Here is a 26,128-nt window from a genome sequence, read left to right as displayed (position 1 = left end):
TAAGGAGGGTTTTTTTTGTATCCGGAAAAACTGAAAAAAGGTGACGGCATTCGCATTGTTTCTCCGGCAACGAGCATGTCCGTTATGACAGATGAAAATATAAATGCCGCAAAGACAAAATTGGAGGAGCTGGGTTTTTGTGTCTCTTTTTCAGAGCATGCGAAAGAAATAAATGAATTTGATTCATCATCCATTGAATCGCGTGTCCGGGATCTGCACGAAGCTTTCGCTGATCCTGACATCAAAGCGATTTTGACGACACTCGGCGGGTTCCAATCAAATCAGCTGCTCCGTTATCTTGATTATGAAAACATCAAGCGGCACCCGAAAATCCTTTGCGGCTATTCAGATATTACTGCTCTTGGCCATGCCATTTATCAAAAAACCGGGCTTGTCACATATTCCGGCCCCCATTTTTCTTCATTCGCCATGAAAAAAGGATTGGACTATACGATTGACTCTTTCTTAGCCTGCTGCGCTTCTGATAAGCCGTATGAAGTAAAGCCTTCGGCCGAGTGGAGTGATGATAAATGGTACATGAACCAGGAGGATAGACGTTTTTATCGGAATCCGGGTCCGCTCGTCATTCAACCCGGTTATGCGGAAGGAACACTGATCGGAGGAAACCTATGCAGCCTGAATCTTCTGCAAGGCACGGAATACTTTCCGGAGATGGAACAAGTGATTCTGTTTATAGAAGATGATCATATGTCTGACATTCATATGTTTGATCGGGATTTGCAGTCACTCATTCATCTTCCCGCTTTTTCAGCCGTGAAAGGAATTGTCATCGGACGGTTCCAGCATGCTTCAAATGTGTCTGAAGAGGCTCTCTGTGCCGTCATCCGTACAAAAGAAGAACTGTCGTCTATGCCCGTTATCGCAAACGCTGACTTCGGCCATACTTCTCCTCTGATGACTTTTCCGATCGGAGGAACATGCAGAATAGAAGCCGGCTCAGAAGGCGGACGGATATGGATCGGCCGGCATTAACAAAAAAAGACGGGAAAACAGCCCCGTCTTTTATTATTTCGGTATCTTATGCCCCGGCGTGCGCAGAGCGATCATGAACCGGCCGCCAGCCGCTGCCGTCACCCATACGGAAGCTCCTTCATAAAAACGGCTGATTTCTTCATTATATACGGCATGTGTCAGTTCACGTTTATCATGCGTTCCGTCTTGGTTTTTTACGTTTAAAATAAGTACAAGCTCGTGTCTGCCATTCTTCATCACGCCAGTACGTCTCACCTTTTCAATAACGGCGGGCCTTCCCTTCCCTCTTTCAAGCGCCTGAAACAGCCTGACAGCCGGCATAGACAATCCGATGACCAGCACAATGGCACAAGCGGTGTACATCCCTGCTTGAAATACCGGTGATTCTGTGAAGGTATTCCATAAAAATATAAGTTCGGGCTCCATTCAATTCATCCCTTCAGATGCCGCTTTCAAACTCATTCTCTCTATATCATATTCGGGGAACGCTTTTTCTTTTTCAGCATATAACGATTATGCACAGACAAAAAAGGGAAGAAAAAAAGAACACAAAGCATTTAGCCTTGTGTCCTTTACTCTCTATATGAAACTAGTCTAACACTTTAACATTTACTGTTCTGACGCCCCAGTTGTTAGCGTCACTTTTCTTTGCAACAAATACGTCAATTTTATTTCCTTTAATTGCGCCGCCTGTATCTGCTGCTGTTGCCACTCCGTAACCTTCAACATAAACCTTAGAGCCAAGCGGAATGACACTAGGGTCTACCGCGATGACTTTTGCATCAGGGTTTTTGTTTAAGTCAACACCGGTTGCCGTTACACCGGAAATGCCGCCGTCGTTAGCGGAGTAAGCAGTTGCAGTCATTGTCAGCTGCTTTTTAGGCTCTTGTTGGTTTGTATTTGATTGAACAGGCTGCTGTTTTGCTTCGACAGCCTTCACTTCTTGTTTAGGTTGTTGTTCTTGAACAGGTTCTTGTTTAGGCTGCTCTTTTTGGACAGCTTCTTGTTTTGGCTGTTCTGTCTCGGCAGCTGGTTTTTGTTCAGTTTGCGGCTTGCTGGCTTGAGCCGGCTGTGCAGCCTGCGCCTGACCTTTCACCTTTAATGTTGTCCCTGCGTAAATGATATCTGATTGCAAGTTATTCAAGCTTTTCAGATTACCGACTGATGTTTCGAATTTCTGAGCAATTTTCCAGAGGCTGTCGCCCTGCTTCACTGTGTACTGCCCAGATGTGGTTGTTTCTACTGAAGAAATAGTCAGTTTCTCTCCTTCAATGATTAAATCAGAAGATAACTGATTCCATTCTTTTAAGTCCTTTAGGTTCACTCCGTTTTTTTGCGAGATCCCCCAGAGCGTGTCACCCTTTTGCACCGTGATTTCTTTAGCAGAAGCGTGAGCTCCGAATGCAGTTGTTGAAATTGCTGCAACTGCGACAAAGGACATAATCGTCTTCTTCATAAGTAAATCCTCCCTTGTTAGCTTTTTATTGGCGGCTAACAGGTGATATCGTAACATATGAAAATGTCAGTTCAATAACAAAACGATTTGAATTAGATTACAGTTCCTTTACATGAAACATTTCTCTCACTTGGTAAGTCTTGCTGAAACCTTGATACAGCAAGGGTTTTCAAGCTTTTGATTTTTCCGGCGCGGCTGTAAAACACAATGTGCAAATTTCTAAAAAAACTTTTTTTCACTCTGTTTCTCTTACATAATTTCGGATTTCTTCTAAAAAAAGCGCTCCGTATTTCAATCGTTTTTGTTCCCCTACCCCTTTTACAGAAAGAAGATCATGATCCGTTTTCGGAAGTTTCGCCGACATATCTTTTAACGTCTGATCTGAGAACACGACAAATGGAGGCACGCCCTGTTCCGCTGCGATCTCTTTGCGGAGACGCCGGAGAATCTCAAATAATTCATCATTTTCGGTGACGGCGGCGGCCTGTAAGGCTTCTTTTCTCGCGACTGCGCTCTTTCCAAGCAGAACGTCCCTTCCTTTTTGGGTGACCATAAGCGTCGGAAAAGTCCCATCTGCCATTCTGATGTATTCATCTGAAATAAGGAATTCGATAAAATCACTGATTTCCGCTGCGGTTTGATGCTTCATAATGCCGTAAGTGGACAGGCTGCTGAAGCCGTTTTCCAGCACTTTTTTATTTTTTGAACCGCTAAGCACCTGCGCTACCATCGTTTTTCCGAAACGCTCATTCATTCTGATGATGCATGACAATACCATCTGCGCTTCTTTAGTGACGTCATGCGCGCTTCTTGTATCAGTGCAATTGCCGCATGCTCCGCAAGCTTCCGCCTCATTCTCGCCGAAATATTTCAGAATAAACCGCTGCAGGCAATCTTCGGTATGACAGTAATCCACCATCTGCCTCAGTTTTTTGAGATCCTGCTTTTGTTTTTCTTCTCCGGCAGCCGATTGATCTATCAAAAAACGCTGCACCATAATATCCTGCGCCGAAAACAAGAGCACGCACTCGCTATTGAGGCCGTCGCGCCCGGCTCGTCCGGCTTCCTGGTAATAGCTCTCCATATCTTTCGGAATCTGCGCGTGCAGAACGAATCTGATGTTGCTCTTATCGATTCCCATTCCGAAAGCGGACGTAGCAACCATCACTTGTATCTGATCGTTAAGAAACCGCTCCTGCTGATCTTTTCTGTCACCATCCGCCAATCCGCCGTGATAACGGCCGGCATTGATGCCGCTGCGTTTTAATTTCTCATATAAACGGTCCGTTTCTTTTCTGGTTGCTGTATAAATAATGCCGGCTTCGTGTTTATTTCTTTCGAGGTACTGCTCGATAAACCGGTCTTTGTTTTCGCCCTTTACGACTTTGAATGTTAAATTCTCTCTGGCAAAACCGGTATACACAGTTTGTTCTTTATTGATGTGAAGCTGCTTGCAGATGTCATCATGAACCTCAGGCGTAGCCGTCGCCGTTAGCGCGATGATGACGGGCGGTTCTTTTAATTCATTAAAAAGAATTTCGATATTCCGGTAACTCGGCCTGAAATCATGCCCCCATTGCGATATACAGTGAGCTTCGTCAATGGCGACAAGAGGAACCGTAATATTCTGCAGGATGTGAATGAATTCAGGAGAAGTCAAACGCTCCGGCGTGATGTAAAAGAGCCGGTAAGCCCCTTCCTTCAAACCGGTCAGGCGCTCATGAATGTCACGGCTTGTCTGAGAGCTGTTAATATAAGCTGCCGTGATACCCGCTTCTTCAAGCGCGTCGACTTGGTCTTTCATTAAGGAAATAAGAGGGGAAATAACGATTGTGGTTCCTTCAAACAGCAGTGCGGGAATCTGATAGCAGATTGATTTTCCGCCCCCTGTCGGCATAATGCAGACCGTGTTTTTTCTCTCCTCTGCAACTGATTGTATCGCCTGTTTTTGCCCCGCGCGAAGACTGTCGTAGCCAAAATAATGCGCCAGAAGGGATTCGGCTTGATCCAGCATATGTCGTAAAACCTCACTTTGTCTTTGATTCTTTTATTTTATCATACTGATAAAAAATTCTGCTCATAGGCAGACCAAAATAAAAAGCCATCTCCGCAAGGGAAATGGCTTTCGCTACGTATGCCGTACGCAAGTAAGAAAGTTTTAAACCACCACTCCTCAAAGTGGGTGTTTGCAGAAGCGTTCCTGTCGTCCTCTGCAATGGAGGCATGACATTCCGGCTTCGATATAAAACTCCCTATTACAGCTTAAAGGTTAAAACTTAATTAACAATACGAACAATGTAGCTTCTCTTATATCCTACACCATCAGTCGTATTTTGGCAAGGGGGTTAATTCTTTTACAGAAAACCTTTTTTCTGTGCAAAAAATGCTTTTTTCTCCATAAAAGTTGTTTTTTCGACAAAATATCAATATATCAATATAAGATTGCTACGAAAGCTGTCACCAGTTTCTTCTATATATAATAGAAAAAACTCTCACACCCTATAGGGGTGCAAGAGTTTTCGGCAATTAGATTAGAATTTTGCAGCCAGATCTTTCGCTTCTTGCAGTCCTTTTTCAATGATCGCTTGAGCGTTATCAGGCGCAGCATTGTGGCCTTCAACGACAACAGTGTGAAGATCTTGAACTCCCCAGAAGCCGAGAACAGTTTTCATGAAGTTTAATGACATTTCAAGAGAAGCCATCGGTCCTTCAGAATATACGCCGCCGCGTGCGTTTAAGAGCGCTACTTTTTTATCTCCCATCAGACCTTTAGGGCCTTCAGGCGTGTATGTGAAAGTAACCCCTGCGCGAGACAGGTAATCAACATAAGTATGAAGCACAGCAGGCACTGTGAAGTTCCAAAGCGGGAATGCAAACACGACTTTGTCAGCTTTGACAAATTGGTTTAAGTAAATGTCAGCCGTTGACGCTTGTTTTTTCTCTTCGTCTGTCATTTCAATTCCTTTTGAAGCTTTGAATGTTCCGTTAATCATATCTCTTCCGAGGTAAGGAAGGTTTTCTTTATGAAGATCAAGTTCGATCACTTCATCATTCGGATTGTTTTCTTTATAAGCAGCGAGAAACGCTTCGTATAATTTTACGGATACGCCTTCTTCAGCCGTACGGTCACTTGATTTTACAAATAATACTTGAGACATTCTAAATTCCTCCCGGTAAACTTTTAATATTTACTTACAAATAGTATGTTACTTTCTTTTTTATATAAAGTCAATGATTTTATTTCGATTCTGAGATTTTTTATGGAATAAAAAAACAGGTACATATGAATGTACCTGCTGATATTATTGTGAATCCTGCTCGCGATCCAGGATTTCGTAAGTTTGTGAGCTTTTTTGATCAACGGTTTCTTTATTTGAGAGGTCTTTCACCTGCTCGTGAAATTCCCTTTCATATGAAGGGGCGTCTGTTTCCACATCCCCCTCTGCTTCCCGCTGCGCTTCAACGGTCATTCTGGCGTACGGAACGGCTTCAAGCCTTTCATAAGGGATTTCTTTTCCCGTTTTTTCGCATATCCCGTATGTTCCTTTATCCATCCGCTCAAGTGCGGCATTCACCTCATCTAAAAGATTCTGATCGACTTCATCCAAAGTCTGATTCGTAACCCTGTCCAAATAAATGCTTCCGTGATCAGCTAAGTGATTATCTACTCCGTTTGACAGTTCTCCCGTGTCTTCGCTCATTGAATGTTTTTCTTTTGATTCTCCTTGAAGACCGTCCTTTAAATCGATTAATTTATGGTAAAGGCTGTCCCGCTGTTCTTTTGATAATGACATATTCAGCATCTCCTTTTTCGTCTGTATTCCTGTTGCTTTCAGTTATTACATACCCTCGAAAAAGACCGCTGAAACAATGGGTCTCAATGTGTTCTCCCCCTGATGTTGACACTCGGTGTCTGCTGTTTTGTCTGTCTTTTTTCTCTCATAGGATCATTATCCTGGTTGTCCCTAAATTCTTCAGCGCCGGCTTTTTTAAGCTGGTGCTCCGGCGTATGGTATGTGGCGCCGATATTCAGCACACCGCTCATGTCTGTTATACTCAGCTTTTCAAAGTCAATGTTGTATTCCACTTTGTCCACTTTGACGCTCTCGATATGGACATACGTTTTTTCCCCTTCAACCGTTTGGGGTTCAGAATGACATTTATTCTGAAGCTCATCAAGCTGCTGTTCCACTTTCTGAAGCCTGTCTAATTCTTCTTCACATACTTTTTTGAAAAGCTCTTTCATTATTTTTTTCAAAGAAAATCACTTCTTTCCCCGTCACTCTTGGAAAGTTCTAGGCGTCCCGTATTGCGAATATATAAACATGGTATACAAAAAGGAGGTGAATGATGATGTTTTTTCCATCCGTTATTAACTTTGAGCATATAAAAATGAACGGAATCAGCAGCGGAGCGACTTTTAACACCGGTTCTTCCGTTATACTGAGGCGTACTGCCGCTAATAAAAGAAATGAAGGATATGGTGAACAAAGCGGAGATTGCACTGTGGTCGCTATCCCCATCATGAGTATTGATGATTCAGATCTGATAGACGGCACCGCAAATAAGGTCAGCCTTCGATAATAATATGGTTTGCATCCCCCAAATGTTTAGCAATTGATATATATAAAATTCCGTCTTTGAATACCGCCTGCATCCCCTTCGTTCCCTGAGCGGAATGAGGAAGATCGAGTTTTTTTTCGAAATCGCCGTATTTTCCGGCCTTCTGTTTAAAATCCTGTTCATTGAAGTAGGATTTTCTCGTGCCTTTTACGACAATGTATTCTCCGTAGGACAAAAGCTGAACATCTTGTTTCCGATAGCCGGGCAGATACAGCAAAAATTGGAGTTCATCATGGGTTTCCACTATATCTATAAGAGGAAAAGCATCCTCATTTCTTCTCATTTGCCCATCTCCCTGTTGAAAGGGAAAATGAGAATGACCGTTTTGAAATGTTTTCAATTGCTCATCATCAAAAATGTTTTTCCAAAAATCACCGCCGGACATGTTTTGCGCCATTTCCATCCATTGCTTCATCTTGTCGAAATCCATTTTTTTATCGCCCTCCTGTCTAAGCATACGGTCATAACAGCCGGCATACACCTGTATTAAAGGAGGTTTGCCTGTGGTTCAACCAACTCCATATATCAATATTAATATTTTCATGTTGAAAATTAATTCCTTTGAAAATGCTTCAGCGGTGAATGTCGGACAGAATTTACTGGCGGAATGGCAGAATTCCGATAAAAAGAATCAAGGATACGGACAGAACTTCGGGGATGCAAGCGGCTTCATCGGCACGAACGGCAAAGTGGATGACAGAGATCAAATTGATTCTCCGTCTGCCTTCGAGTCAGCATGCGGCAAAATTCCCGCCGGGAAAGGAGACCCATTATGATGTTTTCGCCGGTTTTGGTCAATGTAGGGGGCTTTAAAGTGAATGCGGTCGACCGGGGCTCTTCCATTACGATCGGCCCGTATCAGCAAATCGATTATTTTTTATCAAATAAGATTAACTATGGCTTCGGTGAAGAAAACGGTGATTTGGCGCCGATTTATATCCCCATCAGTTCTATTGCTGATCCGGATCTCATTGATTCGAACTCCGGAAAAACAAGCATTATCTAATAAAAAAGCCATCCGCCTGCATTCGGATGGCTTTTATGTCATATTTAGCTGCATAAGTATTTTGTTAAAATGGCTTGAACCTCGGTCAAGTCCGTTTCTTTTGCAAATTCCAATTCGAATGTTTTTCCCCTTGTCATTAATACGAGGCCCGTATCAGGATCAAACATCCCTGCTTCTTGAATGGCGAAGCTTTCAATTGTTTTATATGGAAGGAAGACGCGCACTTTCTTTTTGGAGAACATTTTATTATCAAAGAAAATCACTCGTTTATTTGTAAAGCATATTTGGTCAACCCGCAGTTTATAAATCGTTTCAATCCGTTCTCCCTCAACGAGCAAAGCCTCCAGCTTTTTTGTGTCGGTTGATCTGCTGACAGAAAAAATTCCCAATGAAGAACCCCACTTTCTGCTTCTATACTATATTTTATCAAATACATAAAAAAATAAGTTCTTTATCCCTATATAAGAATACGACATAGACAGCATTTAAACCATTACGAACAGATTACATTTTCAGAACGTTCATCGGATTAGCCTTTTCGCGAAAGGTGCTCTGTTATGAAGTAATACGGTTTTGCAGAAGAAAAGGTTTCAAGAAAACCATATTTTTTTCGAAAAGTCAGTTTTTTCTTACCGCTGTAAAAAACCGCGGCCTCTGAATGCCGCGGTTTCAACAAAACATCAACGATCCGTATCTTCAATTGTTCCTTATTTGTCCGTGCCTTTTTCCGAACATGCTGAAGCAAAATAAATTCATTCAGCTTTAGACTTCTTCAAAATACTCTTTGTAGAAGCCGCCGACTTTATTTGTATTGTCCACGACAAAAATAAATTCTTCTGTTTCATTTTTGACTTCATACTCTTTGCCGGGCGTCAGTACGTTTTTGACAATGTATTTTTTCGCATCTGTATGTACGCATTTTACCTTTTTAACGCTTTCTTTTGTCTGCCAATTATTATGAATCATCTGTAAAACTCCTTTTCTTCATCGATAAGCTTATTGTAGCCGTTTTTTCTTGTGAATTGCAATAACGGTTATCAATTGATTTTACCTGGGTCTGTATTATAGAATGACTGTATGCGCTTACTTTGCGCGGACATCAAGATGCTCAAAACAGACCATAAAAAAATTCGGGAGGTTTGTTACGAATGAGTTCTTTAACGATGCAGATCACAAAAAGGCTGGAAACATTTTTGCAAGGCACGAAGAAGCTTTATATTGACGGAAAATTTGTTCCGAGCGCTTCAGGATCAACCTTTGTCACACCGAACCCGGCAACCGGAGAAACTTTGATGACGCTTTACGAGGCACAGGCAGAAGACATTGACAGTGCAGTGAAAGCGGCACGCAAAGCCTTTGATCACGGCGAATGGCGCACTATGCCGGCCGCTTCCAGAAGCAGGCTGATGTATAAGCTTGCCGATTTAATGGAAGAGCACAAGACTGAACTCGCGCAGCTTGAAACACTTGATAACGGAAAACCGATTAATGAAACGACGAATGGAGATATTCCGCTGGCAATTGAGCATATGCGTTATTATGCCGGGTGGTCCACAAAGATAACCGGACAAACGATTCCGGTCGCCGGCTCATATTTTAATTACACCCGCCATGAGCCTGTCGGCGTCGTGGGGCAAATCATCCCTTGGAACTTCCCGCTCCTTATGGCGATGTGGAAAATGGGCGCCGCCCTTGCCACAGGATGTACAATCGTTTTGAAACCGGCGGAGCAGACACCGCTGACCGCCCTCTATTTAGCTGAATTAATTGATCAGGCGGGCTTCCCTGACGGCGTCATCAATATTGTTCCCGGGTTCGGCGAGACGGCCGGGGAAGCGCTGACCAACCATGACGATGTCGATAAACTCGCTTTTACCGGTTCTACAGAAATCGGCAAAAAAATTATGGAGAAAGCCGCGAAAAGTATCAAGCGCGTAACGCTGGAGCTTGGCGGTAAGTCACCTAACATCATTTTGCCTGACGCCAACTTGAAAAAAGCCATTCCCGGCGCTTTAAACGGGGTCATGTTTAATCAGGGGCAGGTATGCTGTGCCGGCTCCCGTGTCTTCATTCACAAAGATAAATATGATGAGGTCGTAAGCGAAATGGTTTCATATGCGAAATCGCTTCGGCAGGGAGCCGGTCTTCACCAAGATACGCAAATCGGTCCGCTCGTCAGTAAGGAACAGCATGAACGCGTGCTTTCTTATATTGAAAAAGGAAAAGCAGAAGGCGCCAAAGCTGTTACAGGCGGAAGCTGTCCGTTTGAAGAAGGGTATTTTGTCTCCCCGACAGTATTTGCGGACGTAGATGACAGCATGGCCATCGCAAAAGAAGAAATTTTCGGCCCGGTTTTAGCCGCTATTCCGTATGATACGGTAGATGAAGTCATTGAGCGTGCGAACCGCTCGGAATACGGCCTTGCAGCCGGACTTTGGACTGAGAATGTGAAAAACGCCCATTACATTGCTGACCGTCTCCAGGCCGGCACCATCTGGGTCAACTGCTACAATGTATTCGACGCGGCCTCTCCTTTCGGCGGCTATAAGCAATCCGGCCTCGGACGGGAAATGGGCTCTTACGCGCTGGATAATTATACAGAAGTGAAAAGCGTCTGGATCAGTCTGGAAGATTAATAAAACGAGAAACTGCTGCCTGCCAGCAGTTTCTTTCTTTTGTGTCATGCCGCCTTTTGCATATGAATATATATGCTCATGAAGGAGTTGAGCGAGTGTGAGCACAATTCGTGAAAAAGTCAGAAGCCGTCAAAAGAAAACCATCTCCCTATTAAGAGAAAAGCAAAATGCTGACGGCTCATGGTCATTTTGTTTTGAAGGCCCGATTTTGACAAACGCCTTTCTGATCCTCCTTCTCACTTCTCTCGGAGACAATGATAAAGAACTGATCGCTGAGCTTGCAAAAGGCATCCGCGCAAAGCAGCGTCCGGACGGAACATTTGCCAATTATCCCGATGAACGGAAGGGAAATGTGACCGCCACTGTACAGGGCTATGTCGGCTTGCTGGCTTCCGGCTTATATAACCGTTCTGAGGCGCATATGATTCAGGCCGAACGTTTTATCATCTCTAACGGCGGCTTGCGGAACGTACATTTCATGACAAAGTGGATGCTTGCGGCAAACGGCCTTTATCCGTGGCCCGCACTGCACCTGCCATTATCTTTCTTAGTGATTCCCCCCTCTTTTCCGCTGCATTTTTATCAGTTCAGTACATACGCGCGGATCCATTTTGTGCCGATGGCTGTGACGCTTAATAAAAGATTTTCACTGAAAAATCCAAACGTCCCGTCTCTCGCGCACTTAGATCGGCATATGACCAAAAATCCGTTTACATGGCTTCGTTCCGATCAGGAAGAGGACAGAGATCTCTCTTCTCTATTTGCGCATTGGAAACGGCTTTTGCAGATTCCCGCCGCTTTTCATCAGCTTGGTCTCCGTACGGCCAAAACGTATATGCTTGACCGGATTGAAGCAGACGGCACATTGTACAGCTATGCGAGCGCCACTATTTTTATGGTGTACAGCCTGCTTGCTCTTGGTGTATCACGCCACTCCCCCGTTATCAGAAAAGCGCTTGCCGGCACGAAAGCTTTACTCACGTCTTGCGGCAATATACCGTATCTGGAAAATTCAACGTCGACCGTTTGGGATACGGCGCTTCTCAACTATGCGCTCATGAAAAGCGGCATTTCAGATAACGATCAGATGATAACCAGCGCCGCCCGCTTTCTGCGTGAACGGCAGCAGACGAAAGTGGCGGATTGGGCCGTCCACAACCCGCATGCAGAACCGGGAGGATGGGGTTTTTCAAACATCAATACGAATAATCCTGATTGTGATGACACAGCGGCAGTGCTCAAAGCCATCCCGCGAAAACTTTATCCCGGCTCGTGGGAACGCGGACTGAGCTGGCTTTTGTCCATGCAAAACAGTGACGGGGGCTTCTCTGCTTTTGAGAAAAATGTCAATCATCCGCTGATCCGCCTGCTCCCGCTTGAATCGGCTGAGGAAGCTGCCATTGACCCTTCAACAAGCGACTTAACCGGACGGGTGCTTCACTGTTTAGGGGAAGCGGGGCTTTCTTCTGATCACCCCCAGATTGAAAAAGCCGTCCAATGGCTGTTCCGCCATCAAGAAGAGGACGGTTCATGGTACGGCAGATGGGGTGTGTGTTATATTTACGGAACATGGGCTGCGCTGACGGGCATGAAAGCTTGCGGTGTCAGCCAAAACCACCCGGCCGTAAAAAAAGCGATCCGCTGGCTGAAGTCTATTCAAAATGAGGACGGAAGCTGGGGAGAATCCTGTAAAAGCGCAGAAATCAAAACGTATGTCCCCCTTTCTTACGGAACGGTTATACAGACGGCATGGGCTGCGGAAGCTTTGCTGCAATACGAAAAACCGCATCACCAGGCCATCACAAAAGGCATATCTTTTCTTATTGAAAACCGGCATTACGAGGGATCTCCTTTCAGCTATCCGACTGGAATCGGCCTTCCGAAACAATTTTACATCAAGTATCACAGCTACCCGTATGTCTTTTCTTTGCTTGCGCTCAACACTTTTATGAAAGTGAGTGAAAAGGAGGAAGAAAAATGAAACGGCACGCTTATCAAACCGAGATGCTGAATTGGTGTGAAACCTTGAAGGAACAAGTCATTCAGCAAGGCCGGTTCGATCGCTTCGCGGCACAAATCGACCGGATTTTTCACACTCTTCAGGATGATGGATTAACGGAGGCGGAATGGTACGAACAGGCATCAGGACTTTACCGGGACATTACCCAATCGGAAGAGCCAGATGAGCGCAGAGCTTTTGTGCCGATCGGCAAGCATGTACTGCCTAAACTGCCTTACAGTTATTCCGCACTGGAACCGTATATTTCAAGGGAAATCATGAAACTTCACCATACAAAACACCATCAGACCTATGTTGACGGCCTGAATCATGCTGAACTGGAGCTGAAAAAAGCGCGGCAGATGAAACAGTACGACTTAGTGGCGCATTGGGAGCGGCAATTGGCGTTTCACGGCGCCGGCCATTATTTGCACAGTATTTTCTGGTTTTCCATGAACCCAAACGGAAAAAGACGGCCGACGGGGGCGCTCTTTCAAATGATTGATGTGTCATTCGGAAGCTACTCCGCTTTTAAAGAGCAATTTTCTCAAGCGGCGAAAAAAGTCGAAGGAGTCGGCTGGGCTATCCTAGTCTGGGCGCCGCGCGCCGGGCGGCTGGAGATTTTGGCCGCTGAGAAGCATCAGCTCTACAGCCAGTGGGACGTCATTCCTTTGCTTCCGCTGGATGTGTGGGAACACGCTTATTACTTACAATATAAAAACGACCGCGCGGCTTACGTGGATCAATGGTGGAATGTCGTTGACTGGCGGGAGGCGGAGAAACGGTTCGAGCAAGCGCACCGCGTAATGTGGCCGCTTTATTAAAAAAGCCCCCGTTTTGAACGGGGGCTTGCTTCTTTTCATTTAAAAAATACCGAGCACGTGCAGAAAAACGATAATAATGGCTACAGGAGACACATAACGAATTAACAGGAGCCAGACTGCAAACCATTTCCGTTTAATCCCTGAACCGCTTTTCAGTTCATCAAACAGCGCCTGTTTCGGAATTTTCAGCGGGACGAAAACGGCAATTAAAAGCGCGCCCAGCGGCATTAAGACATTGCTGACGAGAAAGTCCGCGGCGTCAAAAATACTGCGGTGAAAAATTGAAACATCACTCAATATTCCGTACGACAGCGCAGAAGGCACGCCGACAATAAAGATGGCAAGTCCCCCAATCCATGCATACCGCTTTCGTTTTGCCGAATCGCCTTTTGACAAAACGGCAACCAAAATCTCAAGCATTGAAAAAGCCGATGTCAGCGTCGCAAATAAAAACAGCAGCAAAAAGGCGAGTAAAAATACGATGCCGAACGGCATTTGGTTAAAGACGGTCGGAAGCACGTTAAACAAAAGCTGCGGGCCCTGATCCGGCTTTAGGCCGAAAGAAAACACCGCCGGAAAAATCGCCACGCCCGCCATCACGGCAACAAGGACATTTAATACCGTCACTGATACAGCGGATTGAACAATATTTTCTTCTTTTTCTAAATACGCACTGTATGTAACCATTACGGATACTCCGACGCTTAACGAGAAAAATGACTGTCCCATCGCATATAAAATGGTATTGGCGTCCATCGCGCCGAAATCGGGCATGAAGAAGAATTTTAATCCCTTCGCTGCATCATGAAGCGTAACTGAGCGAATCATTAGAAGAATAAAGAGAATAAACAGAGCCGGCATCAGCAACTGGCTTACTTTTTCGATGCCGCTGCTTACCCCCTTTGCAACAACTAAAATCGTCAGCACGATAAACAGCAGCTGGCCAAAAACCGCTGCATAAGGGTTTGAAATGGTATCGATAAATAACGTATCAAATCCGGATGTGAGCGATAAACCGCCTGTAAAGCCCTTTATAATGTAGATTAATATCCATCCCCCCACTACGCTGTAGAAGGATAATAGAATAAAACACGTAATGATTCCGAGATATCCGATCCAATGCCACTTTTTCCCCGGCGCAAGCGCCTTATAAGATTCAACGGCGTTTTTTTGCGTTTTTCTGCCGATAATAAATTCAGCAAGCAGAAGCGGCAGTCCGATTAAAACCGTAAATAAAATAAAAACGAGCAGAAAAGCGCCGCCTCCGCTGGTTCCCGCTACGTAAGGGAACTTCCATATTGCGCCGAGCCCGATTGCAGAGCCGGCCGTAGCTAAAATAAATCCCAGCTTAGATGACCATTGATTAGCTTCTTTCACTTCAGCACTCCCAATTCATTTCAGTATAAAAATCAATTGTAAGAATATATGTCTGAATAGTCAAGAAGATATTAGTTGACATAATATAATTATAAAAAACTTATATTTAATATTGAATTATTCAGAATATTATTTATAATGGAATACAGAAAAGTCAGTCAGATTTTCTGACTTGATTGATTGGATGAAAAAGGAGCTGTGTTTATGGAATGGATGAAAAAAATAAGCGGGTTTGCGGGACAAACTTTCGGCTTATGGGTGATCGTCTTTGCTGGTTTAGGATTTGCCTATCCTGATTTGTTTTCTTGGATCAGTTCTTATATGACGGTTTTTCTAGGTATTATTATGTTTGGAATGGGGCTTACTCTTCAAACAGACGATTTTAAGGAATTAATCAGAAAACCTTGGCATGTCATCATCGGAGTCGTTGCTCAGTTTACGATTATGCCGCTTACGGCTTTCTGTTTATCAGCCGGGCTCCGCCTCCCCGCAGAAATTGCAGCGGGCGTCATTCTGGTCGGATGCTGTCCGGGCGGCACCGCCTCAAATGTCATGACCTTTTTGGCAAAAGGCAATACGGCGCTTTCAGTTGCGGTCACTACAATCTCAACATTGCTTGCTCCTATTGTAACGCCGGCACTTATTATGCTGTTTGCAAAAGAATGGCTCCCTGTTTCTTTCGGCTCGCTTTTTGTTTCCATTATTCAAGCCGTGCTTTTACCGATCATCCTCGGTGTGATTGTGAAGCTGTTCTTCAAAAAACAAGTCGGCCAAGCCGTTCACGCGCTTCCTCTCGTGTCGGTAATCGGCATCGTAGCGATTGTTTCCTCTGTTGTAAGCGTAAATCGTGAACATCTGCTTCAATCAGGACTGCTGATTGTGACAGTCGTCATCTTACATAACGGAATCGGATATTTGTTAGGATTCCTGACTGCAAAGCTGTTCAAAATGGATTATGCTTCGCAAAAAGCGATTGCGATCGAAGTCGGGATGCAAAACTCCGGACTGGGCGCGGCGCTTGCGACAGCACACTTCTCCCCTCTGTCAGCCGTACCTAGTGCGATTTTCAGCATATGGCACAATTTGTCAGGATCTGCTCTTGCCACCTATTGGTCTAAGAAAAAAGGAAAAAACAGCGCAGAAGAGGATGAAACGGCAAAGATTCCGCTTTCATAACTGAACAAGGATAGGGCGGCTGCCGCTCTATCCTTGTTTTTTCTGCAGATCACGAAACAGGCGCAAAAGCGCTTTTTTTACATTCCCCTGAAATAAACCTCCATGATAACAAATCAATTGGCGGATATCGTAATCGAGCAGCCGCTCTACGGAACGGACCGCATCTCCCATATGTAACGTATAGCCGGGATGAGCAAGATTCAGCTTTCCGTCTTCAATAACCACCGCATCGCCTGTGATCATTATTTTTTCGGCAGGCAGATAAAGGCTGATATGGCAGGTTGTATGACCCGGCGTGGCCATAATGCGAATGCCTCCGCACCAAGGCAGCAGCTCGCCGTCAGTAACTGTCCGGTGAACCGGAGCCGATTCGGCTGATTGAAGCGAGCGGATGAACTGTTTTGCATGAGGTTTTGCTTCCTCTGGCAATGAACAAAACGTTGATTCAGCCTGCTCAAGCCGTAAAGATTTTTTTGAGCCGTCAATATACGGCGCTTCATGTTCGTGTGCTGTCACGCTGATATCCGGATACAAACGGTGCAATGCAGCGAGTGAGCCGATATGGTCTATGTCTTGATGCGTTACAATGATTTTCGTCAATGAATGAAGCGGCATACCGCGCCGGGCAGCAGCATGTTGAAGGTGTTTTGTAAAGCCGGGATATCCGCAGTCTATTAAAATCGTGTCATGTTCGTCTTGCAGAAGAACCGGCGTGATAGAATGCCATTCTCCATTATGTTCAAATTTAATCTCAAGCGGATAACAGTTTTTCATCTGCATTTCTCCCTTTCCTCAATAAAAAAAGTACACCGCTTGTAAAAGCAGTGTACTTTTCATCTGACACAAATTACCCTTCCAGCAACAGCTGTTCCGGATCTTCAAGCAGGTTTTTAATGGTGACAAGGAATCCGACCGCTTCTTTGCCATCTACAATTCTGTGATCATATGATAAAGCGATGTACATCATCGGACGGTTTTCAGAGCGCTCGGCATCAATCGCTACAGGGCGCAGCTGAATTTTATGCATACCTAAGATCCCAACCTGAGGGCTGTTTAGGATTGGTGTTGACATAAGCGAGCCGAATGTACCTCCGTTTGTGATCGTGAAGGAGCCTCCTTGCAGCTCACCTAATGTTAATTTATTGTTTCGCGCTTTCTTCGCGAGTTCGCCGATTTCTCTTTCTATGCCGGCGAATGTCAGACGATCAGCGTCACGCACGACTGGGACGACAAGCCCTTCTTCAGCCGCGACAGCGATACCGATATCATAAAACTTTTTCACGATCAGCTCATCGCCTTGAATTTCAGCGTTAAGGAGCGGATATTTTTTCAATGCTGCCACGACGGCTTTTGTGAAGAACGACATGAAACCGAGTTTTACTTCATTTTGCTCAAGAAATTGGTCTTTACGGCGTTTTCTTAAATTCATAACCGCCGTCATATCCACTTCATTAAACGTCGTCAGCATCGCAGAAGTCTGCTGCACTTCAACCAATCGTTTCGCGATCGTTTGTCGGCGGCGGGACATTTTTTGCACTTCGACAGGTTTGTCAAAGCTTTGCTGTGTTTTTTGAGCCTGCTGTTTCGGCTGTGCCGCAGGTTTTGGAGCCGGCTTTTCATAAGCTTCCACATCATGTTTGCGTACGCGGCCGAGCGGGTCCCCCGTCGGAATTTGTGAAAGGTCAATTCCTTTTTCCCTTGCCAGCTTGCGTGCAGCCGGAGACGCAACCGTTTTTGATTTTGTTTCTGATTGTGCTTCCTGGCTGACTTCTTGAGCAGCCGGTTCAGCTTTTGCTTCCTCTTTCGTTTGTTCATTGGCTGGAGCACTTTCTGAAGGGGCAGGTGCAGAACTTTCGCCAGCGCCTTCTGTAATGGTGCCGATAATTTCTCCTACTTGGACGGTATCACCCGAATCTTTCAATACCTCTTTTAGAACACCCGATTCTTCTGCTGTCAATTCAACATTTACTTTGTCCGTCTCCAGTTCAAGCAAATACTCACCCTGTTCTACATAATCACCGGGCTGCTTTAACCATTGGGCTATCGTTCCTTCTGAGATTGATTCTGCTAATTCAGGTACCTTAATTTCCGCCATTTTTACATTTCCCCCTTAGTTTTTGCGAGTCAAGCTATCAGATACAATGCGTTCCTGTTCTTTTTTGTGGACTGTCGGATCTCCTTCTGCGGGACTGGATCGTCTTCTTCGGCCGATGTATTGAACATTTACTCCTTTCGGCGCGATTTCCGTCAGATACGGGCTGATATAACTCCAAGCCCCCATGTTCTGCGGTTCTTCCTGAACCCAAACGATCTCTTGCAGGTTCGGCAGTTTGGCGAAAAGTTCTTTCGCGTCTTTTGCCGGGAACGGATACAGCTGTTCGATTCTGGCAATATGAAGCCAATCTTTATCGCCTTCCATTTTGTTAAAGTGATCGCTGATGTCAATTGACACTTTTCCGCTTGATAACACGACGCGGGTCACTTTTTCGTAAGCGTGGGAAAGACCGGATTGCTCATAGACCGGCTTGAATCTGCTTTCGCTCAGTTCCTGCACTTCAGATACCGTATTCGGATTGCGCAGCAGGCTCTTCGGCGTCATGATCACAAGCGGGCGGATTTCCTCACGAAGCAACATTTTCGCTTGTCTTCTTAAAATATGGAAATATTGAGCCGCACTTGTCAGGTTGGCCACCGTCCAGTTATTTTCTGCCGCCAGCTGCAGGAACCGCTCGACGCGGGCGCTGGAGTGTTCAGGCCCCTGTCCTTCGTAACCGTGAGGGAGCAGCATGACTAATCCTGATTTTTGTCCCCATTTTGCCCGTCCTGCAGAGATGAATTGGTCAAAATAGACTTGAGCCGCATTGGCAAAGTCCCCGTACTGCGCCTCCCACATCACAAGCGTTTCAGGCGAATACACGTTGTACCCATATTCAAAGCCGAGAACCGACCCTTCAGAAAGCGGGCTGTTATGCACCGTAAATGAAGAAGCACAGTCGTCTAAATGATGGAGCGCAACAAATTCTTCTCCTGTTTCGCTGTCATGCAGCACAAGGTTTCGCTGAGCGAACGTTCCGCGCTCTGAATCCTGTCCGGTCAGCCGGATCGGCGTGCCGTCTTTCAAAATGGAAGCAAACGCAAGCGATTCAGCCAATGACCATTCCACTTTACGATCATCATCAAACGCTTTTGCGCGTCTTTCCAAAATTCTTTTCAGCTTGCCGAACACGTTAAAGGATTCCGGCCAGTTGATGAGTTCGCCGTTCAGCTTGCGGAGAACGTCAAAATCAATGGCTGTGTCAACGTCAGGAAAACCGTTGGACACCGGTTCCGGCAATTCGATTTCCCGTACGGCGTCTTCTTTTTTGGCGGGCACCTTTTTATAGGCGTCTTCGATTCGTTTTGTCACTGCCGTTTCAATGTTTTGCGCTTTTTCCTCGCTGATCAGGCCTTCACTTACGAGTTTTTCCGCAAAGATCCGCTTGACAGTCGGGTGTTTTCTGACGGCGTCATACAGCATCGGCTGTGTCGTGGACGGCTCATCCATTTCATTGTGACCGTACCGTCTGTAACCGATTAAATCGATTAAGAAATCTTTATTGAAACGCTTCCGGTATTCGACCGCAAACTTAACGGCTGACAGGCATGCTTCAGGATCATCCGCGTTGACGTGAACGATCGGTATTTCATAGCCCTTCGCCAAATCACTGGCATATTTAGTAGAACGGGATTCATCGCTTTCAGTTGTAAAGCCGATCATATTATTGGCGATGATATGAATGGCCCCCCCGACCTGATAGCCTTTCAGAGAGCTTAAGTTCAGCGTCTCAGCGACAATTCCTTCTCCCGGGAACGCTGCGTCACCGTGAATTAAAATGGCGAGCGATTTTGTTTCGTCTTGAACCGGGTACCCCTTTTGCGTTCTTGTTTCCTGTGCCGCCCGCGTGCTTCCTTCAATAATCGGATTGATGAATTCCAGGTGGCTCGGGTTATTCGCGAGCGTAATCCGCGCGCTTTTGGTTTCAGCATCCTGAAGCTGTCTGTCTGCACCGAGGTGGTATTTTACATCTCCCGTCCAGCCGTAGCTGATTCCGGTCGAGCCTTCAGACGGTACAAGATCTTTATTCGGCGCGTGCTGGAATTCTGAGAAAATAATTTCATATGGTTTTCCGAGCACATGCGCGAGGACATTTAAACGGCCTCTGTGCGCCATTCCGATATTGACATTGGTTGTGCCTGCTTTCACAGACTGGGCGATAATGTCGTCAAGAACCGGCACAAGCGCGTCTAATCCCTCAATTGAGAAACGTTTCTGACCGACGAATGTCCGGTGTAAAAATTGTTCAAATCCTTCTACTTCCGTCAGTCTTTCTAAAACGGCTGACAGTTTTTCCGGTGAATTTTTCCGGAACAGTTCTCCGGATTCGACCATTTTTGTAATCCATGCGCGCTCTTCGAAATCATGCACATGGTCAAATTCAAAGGAGATGGTTCTTTTATACGTATTGCGTAAATGCTGGATGGCTTCTAAGCCGTTCGTTATATTGGCAGGTGCGTCTTTACAGATGACAGACGCGGGTATTGCTTTCAGTTCTTCTTCTGTAAGCCCGTACTCGGATAACGGAAAGAGCTCGCTCTTTATTTGATCCTTTCTGAGCGGATTGACGGAAGCGTTCAGATGGCCATAGGTTCGAATATCTTCTGCAAGTTTAACTGCTGCTGCGATCTTTTGAATCAGATCTGCGGTGACGCGTCCCTGTTCCTTTGTTCCCGATGCCTCTTTTATCTGGCTTGGCGGAGCGCCGAGTTCGTCAAACATGTCTTTCAGATCCGGATCAATGCTGTCTGGATCTTCAGCATATTGGTCGTACAGCTCCAGTGCGTAGCCGAGGTTCGGTCCGTAAAAATCTTCCCAATTCATTCTTTGTTTCATATTATTTTGAAACATTTGAATATTACCCCCAACCTAGATAATCAAGTGATCATTTCACTATCTTGAAATAACTTTTGAACGCTGTGCCCAAAATTATGTAATAAAAACGCTTCCAAGGATATTTTACCACTGATTGTGTTTGGATTCTACCTTGATTGTTCACAAAATAGTAAAAAAAAACAGATCCATAACGAAAAAATTAAATCATTTTAAAATAAAAAGCGAAAAAGCATAGGAAAAAGCTTATCCTATGCTTTTATGAAGCAGTTTTTTCAAGAGCGGATACAGCACATCGGGGAGCTGATCGACGTCCGGAACAAAAATACTGTACTTTCCGTACATATCCTGAATGGTTTTCATCTGGGATTCTTCTATCGCGGTATTGGACAGAAAAACATTTATGACTTCTATCCCTCTTTTTCTCGCTTCGATGACAGCCTCGCTCGTATCGACGATGCCGTTTTGTTCGTAGCCGAACGCTGCGGGCTCCCCATCTGAAAACACGATTAAAAACTTTTGTGCCTCACTCCGCCTCATCAGCTGTTTTGTCATTTGTCTGATGGCATATCCGTCTCTGTTATCTTCCTCCGGCGCAAGCTGCATGATCAAAGGACCCGCCGCCTGCAGCAGCGATTCTTCAAACGGAATCACCGTATTGAAGAAGTTCGGCTGGCTCGTTTCGGTCGCTTCGTTTGTATCCTCCCAAAAACCGACGATCTGGTGCGGAACGGACACTGATTTCAATGCTTCATGAAAAAGGACGATTCCTCTCTTTGTTTCATCCATTTTGTCGAACATGCTGGCCGAACAATCGACAAGCAATGTAAACACAGCGTCAATTTCTGAAGACGGGTCCTGCTTTTTATAGAAAAGGCGCGGATTCCGTTCCGTAAAGTAGCGGAGCAGCTTGCGATTCAGCCTGCCTGCATGAAGATCGGTCCGCGGGAGCGTTTTTTTGTGTTCAAGTGTTTTTTGTATCATCTGCTTCAGGCGCTTTTGATATGATTCTATCGTTTTCGCCTGCTCTTTATAGGACTGTTCATCTTCCAGAGACGCTTTGTGCGGTGTTTGGTAAACCGGGAAGGCAAATTTGTTTTCTTTTCCGTCAGCCAGTCCCGCTCCCCTGTGTTCATCCTGTCTGGATTCAAGCGCTTCCAGCTGGGAATAATCCTCTCTTTTTGTCTGGCGTGCTGAGCCTTGAACGGAGGCGAGCGCCTGATCACCGTCATCGCCTTCTCTGGCGGCGTCATTCCCAAGGTCTGATTTCGCGCCGTGTTCAATATCAAATTGAAGGAAACTTTTTGACGGCGCTTCAGTTTCCCGGTGCCACGTATTCATTTTCTCTTCATGGATATCTTCATCTCCGTCGGAAGACTCAGGGAGCGTGATATCGTCGCTTAATGACGGCGCTCTTTTGATGCTCTCGAATAAAGGCTCTTCAGCCGCTTTCTCGTAATCAAGTTCCGGCAGAAAGAAGTAGGTGTTCAGCATATCTTTCTCCAGCACTTCATCAAGGCCTTCCATGAGGTCTTCTGTTATTTTTGCGATCTGTTGCGTAGATTCGGCCTCATACACCCGGATGAGCTGGCGTTCAATATACGGTATCATCATATCAATATCTTCCTGCATGGAGGGAATGCCTTCAAGCGGAGACTCAGCCGTCAGTTTGACAAACATCGCGCAATACAAAGCGTCGGTGAAAATACTCCGTTCCAAATTCAATGTCAGCTGTGTTGTGAAGTATTTCCTGTACATTTCTCTCCGCTTCTGAAATACACGTTTCGTTCCCGGCCGCTCTTTTTTGATCAGCTCTTCAATTCTGATATCTTCAAGCAGCATGAACAGCTGCTTTGCAAAGCTTTGGCGGGTGAAGTGCCGGCGGACATCATTTAAAAACCCGGAAAATTCACGGAATGAGCTGCTGCGTGTTCCGACAGCGCGCAAATACACATCGCTTTTCAAGCCGGCTTCCATATCACCGGCTGATCTGTCCTTCCAAAAGTGGCTCATGTAAATTTTCTTTTCAAAGGGATTGTAGTAAGATTGCACGCCGTATTCTACTTCCACTTCACTGCTTCTGGTCAGTGTTTTGGCCAGGTCAGTCAGCATCATGAACAAAAATGAATCGATCGTGCTGTCGTTAAATTTGATAAACTTCATTGTATATCCCTCATTCGAACAGCGTTTCTGCAATATTTCTGACAGCGGCTTTCTCTCTGTCATCATCAAGCTTTTCCACGATGCCTCTTTCAATCGCCCGTTTCGGCGGAATATACGCAGCCAAGTCGCACGTATCAATGAGAGCCCTGATTGACGCCGCTTCCTCTGACACTTGTCCGTTATGCGCTTGTGCGATTAAATCAGAAGACAATGTCATGAAACGCTCAATTAATTTCTCATCTTTTAAGACAGACTGAGAGGTCAGAACCTGCTTCAGAAGGCTTCCTTTAATATACGGAACATCAATAATGACAAAGCGGTTTTTAAGGGCTTCGTTCAGCGGCACGGTGCCGACGTAGCCTTCATTAATGGCTGCGATGACACCGAATCCTTCGCTCGCCTTAATCACTTCTCCTGTAAACGGGTTTGTCATCATTTTTCTGTAATCAAGCACGCCGTTTAAAATCGGAAGGGTTTCAGGCTTTGCCATATTGATTTCGTCAATGTATAGAAAATGCCCCTCGTTCATTGCCTTTGTTACCGGTCCGGGAACGAATTCAATTGTCGCCTGCCCGTGTTCATTTTCAATCGTTTTATAACCGACAAGCGCTTCTGCATCAAGGTCTACGGAGCAGTTGACGCTGTGCATCGGTTTATGAAAATAGTTCGAAAGCGTTTCCGCCAATTTTGTTTTCCCTGAACCCGTAGGTCCTTTTAATAAGATATTTTTTCCCATTGTCAAAGCGATGATCGCATCAAATATAATTGCTTTATCTTCGGCCTCATAGCCCGATGATCCGATTAACTCCTGAAATTCTTGGGAAACGGGATGATTCTGATAAGCTTGCAGTTTGTTTTGTATATCTTGGGGCAGTGATAAGTGCTGTAATTCTGAAGTCATAGGTGATGTTTCCTTTCCATTCATATTCCATAACCGAGTATACTAAAAAAGCCCTTGTATACTCAATACAAAAGGGCTTATTCCCTGCGGGCGCTTTTTGTCAGAGGAGCGCAGGCGATTCTGGCTCCGGAATTTCCGCTCGGGTTTGTTAAATAATCATCCGTATGTTCATGAATGACGAACGCGCTCCCGTCCCGGTCAAGCAGGCTGAGTCTGCTTCCTTCTTTTAAAGAAGTCTGCGGCGCGTTCATAATGACATCCACTTTACCGTCAGCCCCCACTTCAAGATTGGGGAGATCCCCAGCGTGATGCCCCATCGGATTGTTGAAGCCGTGCTCTTTGTTCAAAGGGTTGAACGGGCCGCCGGCTGATTCGAAATCAGGTGTCTGGCATACCCCTTTTTCATAAATATGAAACCCGAGAGAAGCGCCCGGCGGCAGATGTCCTGCTGATATATGGATGTCTGACCCTTCCTCATCAGAATCTCTCACTTCAATATATCCGATGTTTTTACCTTTTTGATTGATGAGTCCGGCATGCTCGCGGTATGCTGACGCTTCCAATGCGCGGCTTTCTTCATGTTTTTTGGGAGGAACTGGAGCGGTCCTGCCTCCGCAGCCGCCAAGCGTGATTGATGCGAGCATGAGAAAAAGCAAGAGACGGTTCATGCTTTCTCCCCCTTATTTTTACCCATCAGTCTTGTCAAAACATAAATATGGTAAACAAAAAAAGCCCCGAAAGGCTTTTTAAAAATAACTGCGCGCTCCTAAATAAGCTTTTTTCCAATATGGATTGCTTAAGTTTGAAATTTCAACCCCGGAGGAACTTGCGTGAATGAAATCTCCTCCGCCCAAATATATTCCCATATGAGAAGGACCTGATTTATATGTCGTAAAGAAGACGAAGTCGCCTGCTGACGGCTGGCTGATTTGTTTCATTGTATTCCAGTATCCGGCGGTGCTCAGACGTGAAACAGAGCTTACCTTATTTAAAAGGTAATAGATATAGCCGCTGCAATCGAATCCCGCAGGCGTATTGCCTCCCCATCGGTAAGGCACGCCGACGTATTTTTTTGCTTCGCCTATCATTCTGTCAATCTTTGACCCTGTCACCGGAGGTTCGGGAATATGAGGTTTGTTTGGCTTTGCCGGCTTGTTTTCCGGCTGGCGCACAGGGTCTTCTGTTTTTTCCGTCCCGTTTATCACGAGAACTTGTCCGATTTGCAGCACATCAGTTGTCAGTTTATTTTTTTCTCTGATGAGCTGGGCGGTGATGCCGAACCGATTGGCAATTTTCCAGAGGGAATCGCCTGCTTTTACTTTGTATGTGGACGGCTTCTCAGAAGGGTTTGGATGAGATGGCGGTGTTGTGCCGCTGTTTCCGTTATGTGGAGAGCCTTTGGTTTTTAACACTTGGTTCGGATACAGCAAGTCTGACGTTAATTGATTCAGCTTTTTCAGTTCAGCGATGGTGATGCCGATTTGATTGGCGATTTTCCAAAGCGAATCACCCGGTTTTACAGTGTAAGTCCCTGATGCGGCTTTATCAGGTTTTGTCTGTTTGCCGCCTCTGTCCGTGCCGGGGGCAGACCCTTTAATTTTCAGTTTTTGGCCCGGATAGATGACATCTGAGCTCAAACGGTTCAGGCTTCTCAGCTCCGAAACACTCATGCGGTATTTTTTTGCGATCACCCATAAGGAATCTCCGTATGTAACCGTGTAAGCGCCCGTGCTTCGTTTTTCCTTTTGATTTGTTTTATGTGTGCTGCTGCCGTCAGGAATGTTCAGCCGCTGTCCGGGGTAAAGGATCGTTGATTTCAATTTGTTTTCCGCCTGGAGGGCTGAAATGCTTGTATGATATTGTCGGGAAAGCTTCCAAAGAGAATCGCCGTTTTTTACTTGAATGGTTTTTGCTTCAGCGGGATGCACGGCGAAGGTTGAAGTCATTACTGCAGATACAGCCAGACCGGCTGCGATTTTTTTCTTCATATAACGAAAAACCTCCTATTTATCATTACTGAAAGGGGCATTCCTTTTCTTCAAACGCC

25 protein-coding genes and 1 other RNA gene are annotated in these 26,128 nt (G+C 45.4%); 8 read left to right on the top strand and 18 right to left on the bottom strand.

What is annotated here, in order from left to right; all coding sequences use genetic code 11:
* Positions 1-15 precede the first annotated feature (15 nt).
* The gene (locus ACQE26_RS14070; RefSeq protein ID WP_500469829.1) at positions 16-993 is read left to right on the top strand and encodes a S66 family peptidase; all 978 of its coding nucleotides are present in this window, start codon (positions 16-18) and stop codon (positions 991-993) included.
* Between the two features lie 33 nt (positions 994-1,026).
* On the opposite strand, the gene ACQE26_RS14065 is transcribed toward ACQE26_RS14070, so the two are convergent.
* The 7 genes from ACQE26_RS14065 to ACQE26_RS14035 all read right to left on the bottom strand — a co-directional run bounded on the left by ACQE26_RS14065 (position 1,027) and on the right by ACQE26_RS14035 (position 6,707).
* Positions 1,027-1,419 (bottom strand): hypothetical protein, encoded by a 393-nt coding sequence (locus ACQE26_RS14065; protein WP_500469827.1) that lies wholly within the window; start codon positions 1,417-1,419, stop codon positions 1,027-1,029.
* Between the two features lie 163 nt (positions 1,420-1,582).
* Positions 1,583-2,449, bottom strand: a complete 867-nt coding sequence (locus tag ACQE26_RS14060) for a 3D domain-containing protein (protein ID WP_500469825.1) — start codon at positions 2,447-2,449, stop codon at positions 1,583-1,585.
* A gap of 235 nt (positions 2,450-2,684) precedes the next feature.
* Positions 2,685-4,463, bottom strand: a complete 1,779-nt coding sequence (gene recQ, locus ACQE26_RS14055; RefSeq protein WP_500469823.1) for a DNA helicase RecQ — start codon at positions 4,461-4,463, stop codon at positions 2,685-2,687.
* A gap of 107 nt (positions 4,464-4,570) precedes the next feature.
* Positions 4,571-4,756: non-coding RNA, 6S RNA (ssrS, locus tag ACQE26_RS14050), on the bottom strand.
* Between the two features lie 224 nt (positions 4,757-4,980).
* Positions 4,981-5,607, bottom strand: coding sequence for an FMN-dependent NADH-azoreductase (locus ACQE26_RS14045; protein ID WP_003153791.1), 627 nt, complete (start codon positions 5,605-5,607; stop codon positions 4,981-4,983).
* Positions 5,608-5,751: 144 nt separating this feature from the next.
* Positions 5,752-6,243, bottom strand: coding sequence for a TraR/DksA family transcriptional regulator (locus ACQE26_RS14040; protein ID WP_438420048.1), 492 nt, complete (start codon positions 6,241-6,243; stop codon positions 5,752-5,754).
* Between the two features lie 83 nt (positions 6,244-6,326).
* The gene (locus ACQE26_RS14035) at positions 6,327-6,707 is read right to left on the bottom strand and encodes a hypothetical protein (protein ID WP_500469820.1); all 381 of its coding nucleotides are present in this window, start codon (positions 6,705-6,707) and stop codon (positions 6,327-6,329) included.
* 92 nt (positions 6,708-6,799) lie between these two features.
* Here ACQE26_RS14035 and ACQE26_RS14030 point away from each other — a divergent pair, with 92 nt between their 5' ends.
* Positions 6,800-7,033, top strand: coding sequence for a hypothetical protein (locus ACQE26_RS14030; protein WP_045926173.1), 234 nt, complete (start codon positions 6,800-6,802; stop codon positions 7,031-7,033).
* Here the strand turns inward: ACQE26_RS14030 and ACQE26_RS14025 are convergent.
* Positions 7,020-7,502, bottom strand: coding sequence for an Hsp20/alpha crystallin family protein (locus ACQE26_RS14025; protein ID WP_060962563.1), 483 nt, complete (start codon positions 7,500-7,502; stop codon positions 7,020-7,022). The genes ACQE26_RS14030 and ACQE26_RS14025 overlap by 14 nt on opposite strands.
* Positions 7,503-7,575: 73 nt before the next feature.
* Between ACQE26_RS14025 and ACQE26_RS14020 the strand changes: the two genes are divergently transcribed.
* Positions 7,576-7,848, top strand: a complete 273-nt coding sequence (locus tag ACQE26_RS14020) for a hypothetical protein (RefSeq protein ID WP_060962562.1) — start codon at positions 7,576-7,578, stop codon at positions 7,846-7,848.
* Entirely contained in the window at positions 7,845-8,078 is a 234-nt protein-coding gene (locus ACQE26_RS14015; RefSeq protein ID WP_003153785.1) for a hypothetical protein, read from the top strand. Before ACQE26_RS14020 ends, ACQE26_RS14015 begins: the two co-directional genes overlap by 4 nt.
* Positions 8,079-8,122: 44 nt before the next feature.
* On the opposite strand, the gene ACQE26_RS14010 is transcribed toward ACQE26_RS14015, so the two are convergent.
* Positions 8,123-8,467, bottom strand: coding sequence for a PH domain-containing protein (locus ACQE26_RS14010; protein WP_003153783.1), 345 nt, complete (start codon positions 8,465-8,467; stop codon positions 8,123-8,125).
* Between the two features lie 373 nt (positions 8,468-8,840).
* Entirely contained in the window at positions 8,841-9,044 is a 204-nt protein-coding gene (locus tag ACQE26_RS14005) for a DUF6501 family protein (protein ID WP_007407979.1), read from the bottom strand.
* Positions 9,045-9,226: 182 nt separating this feature from the next.
* On the opposite strand from ACQE26_RS14005, the gene ACQE26_RS14000 reads away from it, so the two are divergent.
* The 3 genes from ACQE26_RS14000 (at position 9,227) to ACQE26_RS13990 (ending at position 13,537) form a co-directional block, all read left to right on the top strand.
* The gene (locus ACQE26_RS14000; RefSeq protein ID WP_045926171.1) at positions 9,227-10,714 is read left to right on the top strand and encodes an aldehyde dehydrogenase family protein; all 1,488 of its coding nucleotides are present in this window, start codon (positions 9,227-9,229) and stop codon (positions 10,712-10,714) included.
* Between the two features lie 97 nt (positions 10,715-10,811).
* On the top strand, positions 10,812-12,695 hold the full coding sequence (locus ACQE26_RS13995; RefSeq protein WP_500469815.1) for a terpene cyclase/mutase family protein: 1,884 nt from the start codon (positions 10,812-10,814) through the stop codon (positions 12,693-12,695).
* On the top strand, positions 12,692-13,537 hold the full coding sequence (locus ACQE26_RS13990) for a superoxide dismutase (RefSeq protein WP_060962559.1): 846 nt from the start codon (positions 12,692-12,694) through the stop codon (positions 13,535-13,537). The genes ACQE26_RS13995 and ACQE26_RS13990 overlap by 4 nt, the downstream gene beginning before the upstream one ends.
* A 39-nt stretch (positions 13,538-13,576) precedes the next feature.
* Here the strand turns inward: ACQE26_RS13990 and ACQE26_RS13985 are convergent, their stop codons facing one another.
* Positions 13,577-14,914, bottom strand: a complete 1,338-nt coding sequence (locus ACQE26_RS13985; protein ID WP_500469813.1) for a sodium-dependent transporter — start codon at positions 14,912-14,914, stop codon at positions 13,577-13,579.
* A gap of 204 nt (positions 14,915-15,118) precedes the next feature.
* On the opposite strand from ACQE26_RS13985, the gene ACQE26_RS13980 reads away from it, so the two are divergent.
* Positions 15,119-16,090 (top strand): bile acid:sodium symporter family transporter, encoded by a 972-nt coding sequence (locus tag ACQE26_RS13980; RefSeq protein ID WP_500469811.1) that lies wholly within the window; start codon positions 15,119-15,121, stop codon positions 16,088-16,090.
* Positions 16,091-16,117: 27 nt separating this feature from the next.
* On the opposite strand, the gene ACQE26_RS13975 is transcribed toward ACQE26_RS13980, so the two are convergent.
* From ACQE26_RS13975 to ACQE26_RS13945, 7 genes are all read right to left on the bottom strand, one after another.
* Positions 16,118-16,864: an MBL fold metallo-hydrolase gene (locus ACQE26_RS13975; protein WP_500469809.1), complete on the bottom strand. Its 747-nt coding sequence runs from the start codon at positions 16,862-16,864 to the stop codon at positions 16,118-16,120.
* Positions 16,865-16,937: 73 nt separating this feature from the next.
* Complete coding sequence (gene odhB / locus ACQE26_RS13970; RefSeq protein ID WP_047474626.1) at positions 16,938-18,185, bottom strand: 2-oxoglutarate dehydrogenase complex dihydrolipoyllysine-residue succinyltransferase; 1,248 nt, start codon at positions 18,183-18,185, stop codon at positions 16,938-16,940.
* 15 nt (positions 18,186-18,200) lie between these two features.
* Positions 18,201-21,035, bottom strand: coding sequence for a 2-oxoglutarate dehydrogenase E1 component (sucA, locus tag ACQE26_RS13965; protein WP_060962556.1), 2,835 nt, complete (start codon positions 21,033-21,035; stop codon positions 18,201-18,203).
* 228 nt (positions 21,036-21,263) lie between these two features.
* Complete coding sequence (locus ACQE26_RS13960; RefSeq protein WP_500469806.1) at positions 21,264-23,180, bottom strand: vWA domain-containing protein; 1,917 nt, start codon at positions 23,178-23,180, stop codon at positions 21,264-21,266.
* A 10-nt stretch (positions 23,181-23,190) separates the two neighbouring features.
* A complete protein-coding gene (locus ACQE26_RS13955) occupies positions 23,191-24,081 on the bottom strand; it encodes an AAA family ATPase (protein WP_060962554.1) in 891 nt (296 codons plus the stop codon).
* A 77-nt stretch (positions 24,082-24,158) separates the two neighbouring features.
* Positions 24,159-24,749: a superoxide dismutase family protein gene (locus tag ACQE26_RS13950; RefSeq protein WP_500469804.1), complete on the bottom strand. Its 591-nt coding sequence runs from the start codon at positions 24,747-24,749 to the stop codon at positions 24,159-24,161.
* A gap of 78 nt (positions 24,750-24,827) precedes the next feature.
* A complete protein-coding gene (locus ACQE26_RS13945) occupies positions 24,828-26,069 on the bottom strand; it encodes a C40 family peptidase (RefSeq protein WP_500469802.1) in 1,242 nt (413 codons plus the stop codon).
* Between the last annotated feature and the right edge of the window lie 59 nt (positions 26,070-26,128).

It is taken from the genome of Bacillus sp. 5RYD7K, from assembly GCF_059831465.1.
This window is presented reverse-complemented; position numbering and strand designations above follow the sequence as displayed.